Source organism: Actinoplanes sp. GCM10030250 (assembly GCF_042666575.1).
Classification (GTDB): Bacteria; Actinomycetota; Actinomycetes; order Mycobacteriales; family Micromonosporaceae; genus Actinoplanes.
On record NZ_JBHTDO010000084.1, the window covers coordinates 1 to 3,009 of the forward strand.

A 3,009-nucleotide genomic window follows, 5' to 3' on the forward strand; every position below is an offset into this window, starting at 1 on the left:
GCCGCCGGGCTGATCGAGCGGCGGGGCGGCACCACCACCCTGGACCGGCTCGGCGGGCTCGCCCGGCTGGCACCCGTCCTCGGCGTGCTCTTCTTCCTGCCGGCGCTCAACCTCGCGGGGATACCCCCGTTCTCCGGCTTCCTCGGCAAACTCGGCCTGCTGCAGGCCGGCGTCGCCGACGGCGGCACCCTGGCCTGGCTGCTCGTCACCGGCAGCGTCGTCACCAGCCTGCTCACGCTCTACGCGATCGGCCGGGTCTGGAACCTGGCCTTCTGGCGGGCGCCCCGCACCGAGAGCCCCGCTCCCGGACGGGTCCTCCCGAAGCTGATGGTCGGTTCCACGATCGCCCTCGTCGTGCTCGGCACCGGGCTCACCGTGGTCTCCGGGCCGCTGTCGGAGGTCACCAGCCGGGCGGCCGCCGAGCTTCTCGACCGGGAACCGTACGTGCGAGCCGTCTTCGGGAAGGAGTCACCGTGAGGGTCAGATGGCGGGACAGCGTCATCGCGGCGGCCGGGATCACCGCGATCTGGATGCTGCTCTGGGGTGTCTTCTCCTGGTTCCACCTGATCACCGGGCTGGCCGTCGCCGTCGTCGTGCTGACCGTGTTCCCGCTGCCGCCCGTCACCTTCGGCGGTCGCCCCCGGCTGCGGGGGCTGCTGCGCCTGGCCTGGCGGTTCGTCGCCGATCTGGTCGCCGCCAGCGTGCAACTGGCCGTGCTGGCATTCCGTTTCGGTCACCGGCCCCGCAGCGCCATCATCCGGGTGCCGCTGCGGGTGCCCAGCGATCTGGTGCTCACGCTGACCGGCGAGGCGGTGTCGCTGATCCCCGGCAGCCTCATCGTGGACACCGACCAGGCCTCGACGACCCTTTACATCCATGTCATCGCGGTGTCCGACCGCGCCGCCGTGGAGCAGTTCCGCGACAGCGTTTATCAGACAGAGGCCCGCATCGTACGGGCGATCGGCTCCGACGCCGAGATCGAACTGCTCGAGGGGAGACCGTCATGATCGTCGTTGGTGTCATCGTGTCCGTGCTGCTCAGTGCCGCGACAGCGCTGGTCCTGGTACGCGTCGTACGGGGGCCGACCACGCTGGACCGCATCGTCGCCGTCGACGTGCTGCTCGCCGTGGTGGTGTGCGCGATCGCCGCGGAGGCGGCATACACCCGCGACGCGACGTCGCTGCCGATCCTGGTGGTCCTGTCGATCCTGGGCTTCATCGGCTCGGTGAGCGTCGCCCGGTTCGCCCCCGGGAGCCGTTCCGCTTCGGGGAGCCGTTCCGCTTCGGGGAGCCGTTTCGCTCCGGGGAGCCGTTTCGCTCCGGGGAGCCGGCGATGACCCTTGATACTGTCGCCGATGTTCTGGCCGGCACCTGCCTGATCTCCGGGGCTCTGCTCAGCCTCGCGGCCGGAGTCGGGCTGTTGCGTTTTCCCGACCTGCTGTCGCGCATGCACGCGGCGACCAAACCGCAGGTCCTGGGGTTGCTGCTGATTCTCGCCGGAACGGCGCTGCGGTTGCGGACCACCGTCGACATCACGACGCTCGTGCTGATCGGCGTCTTCCAGCTGGCCACCGCACCGGTTGCCGCGCACATGGTCGGCCGGGCGGTGTATCGGAGTGGGCAGGTGCGCGCCGACCTTCTCGTGGTCGACGAACTGGCCGAGGACCGGGCCGGCGCTGATCCGTCTCAGCGCTGATCCGTCTCAGCGCTGATTCATTTCAGCGCTGATTCATTTCAGCGCTGATTCATTTCAGCGCTGATTCATTTCAGCGCTGAGCGGGGTGGAACGGTTCGGCGCTGAACATGTGCCTGCCGCCGAACCGGGACCGCAGCAGCCGGGTGTCGTCGAAGTCGTATCCGATGCGGTCCTGCACCGTGCTGACGCCGGGCACGCCGGCGGCCAGCCGCGTGGCGATCCCGGCGGTCGAGCGCCGGCCGACCGCGCCGGTCAGGGTCGCGGTGCCGTCGTCGACGTGCACCTGTACCTGTCCGGGGCCGATCCACAGCCGGCGGCGCAGCACGTCCTGCACCTCGTCGCGGATCGCGGTCACCCGCGTGCCGGCGTCGTCAATCTGCGATTTCATGACAAAACCTCTCCTTGAGCTGGTGGGATCGCTGATCATTGCCGGGCATCGGCAAGCAGTGCTCGTTCGGCATGCGCCTTGAACAGGTCCGACCTGGTCACGATGCCGCGCAGCCGGCGTTCGCCGTCGACGACGAGCAACCGGCCCACGCCGCCGCGGTACATCAGCCCGGCGGCGGCATCGAGCGACGCGTCCGCCTCGACGGTCAACGGCGGGCTGCTCATCACCTCGACGGCGGTGCCCTCGGGCCACTGGGGAAGCGACGGCACGAGACGGCGCCACCAGCGGGTTTGCGGTACGCCGATCTCGATCTTCGCGCGCAGGTCGGTCCAGGAGACCACGCCGAGGACGGCATCGAATTCGTCGGTGATCGGCACCGCGCTGATCCGGCGGCGGGAGAGCAGCGTGACGATCTGCGCCACCGGCGCATCGTGCGGAACCGTGATCACCTCGGTGGTCATGACGTCCTTGACACGTAACTGCGACATGCTGCTCTCCTCCTGTTCCTATTTCCGGTCTGCTTCCATGGTCGCCTCATCCGGTTTGACCTGGTAGGGCTGCCGCGCACAGAGATGGGCGGGTTAAGCTGCCGAAGGTCGGCAAGAAACGGCGACCTACGGTCGGCAAGAAACGGCGACCTACGGTCGGCAAGAACCGCTGATCGTCAGGGAGGGTGAGGCGCGGATGACGGGCAGCTTGGGGCGGGGCAGGCGCCGGCCGGCGATGTCCGAGCCGGAGAACGCCTGGCTCGTCGAGGTGGCCGAGGGTGCCGGCCGGGACGCCGGCGGGGTGCCGGTGGAGCTGCTCGGCGACTACCTGTTGCTGCTCACCGACGCGGCGATCCACGGCCGGCAGGTGAAGAGCGGTGAGCTGGACGCGGTCGGCCTGCTCGGCCGGCGCGCCGCCGAGCAGGGGATCTCCGCGGG

Annotated in this window: 6 protein-coding genes and 1 pseudogene; 5 read left to right on the top strand and 2 right to left on the bottom strand. The window is 69.7% G+C overall.

The window, feature by feature from the left end; translation table 11 throughout:
• The 4 genes from ACFQV6_RS44065 to mnhG all read left to right on the top strand — a co-directional run.
• Positions 1 to 477: proton-conducting transporter membrane subunit (locus ACFQV6_RS44065; RefSeq protein WP_378033710.1), on the top strand; the 477-nt coding region annotated here is incomplete at its 5' end.
• On the top strand, positions 474 to 1,007 hold the full coding sequence (locus tag ACFQV6_RS44070; protein ID WP_378033711.1) for a Na+/H+ antiporter subunit E: 534 nt from the start codon (positions 474 to 476) through the stop codon (positions 1,005 to 1,007). The genes ACFQV6_RS44065 and ACFQV6_RS44070, both read left to right, overlap by 4 nt.
• Positions 1,004 to 1,336 carry a monovalent cation/H+ antiporter complex subunit F gene (locus tag ACFQV6_RS44075; RefSeq protein ID WP_378033712.1) on the top strand — a complete coding sequence of 111 codons (333 nt, stop codon included), beginning with the start codon at positions 1,004 to 1,006 and terminating at the stop codon, positions 1,334 to 1,336. Before ACFQV6_RS44070 ends, ACFQV6_RS44075 begins: the two co-directional genes overlap by 4 nt.
• A complete protein-coding gene (gene mnhG, locus ACFQV6_RS44080) occupies positions 1,333 to 1,695 on the top strand; it encodes a monovalent cation/H(+) antiporter subunit G (protein WP_378033713.1) in 363 nt (120 codons plus the stop codon). Before ACFQV6_RS44075 ends, mnhG begins: the two co-directional genes overlap by 4 nt.
• A 70-nt stretch (positions 1,696 to 1,765) precedes the next feature.
• On the opposite strand, the gene ACFQV6_RS44085 is transcribed toward mnhG, so the two are convergent.
• Together ACFQV6_RS44085 and ACFQV6_RS44090 are read right to left on the bottom strand one after the other, a co-directional pair.
• Positions 1,766 to 2,083: a BON domain-containing protein gene (locus ACFQV6_RS44085; protein WP_378033714.1), complete on the bottom strand. Its 318-nt coding sequence runs from the start codon at positions 2,081 to 2,083 to the stop codon at positions 1,766 to 1,768.
• A gap of 35 nt (positions 2,084 to 2,118) precedes the next feature.
• Positions 2,119 to 2,571 (bottom strand): CBS domain-containing protein, encoded by a 453-nt coding sequence (locus ACFQV6_RS44090; RefSeq protein ID WP_378033715.1) that lies wholly within the window; start codon positions 2,569 to 2,571, stop codon positions 2,119 to 2,121.
• Positions 2,572 to 2,767: 196 nt separating this feature from the next.
• Between ACFQV6_RS44090 and ACFQV6_RS44095 the strand changes: the two are divergent.
• Positions 2,768 to 3,009: pseudogene (locus ACFQV6_RS44095) on the top strand (PucR family transcriptional regulator); the annotation flags it as partial.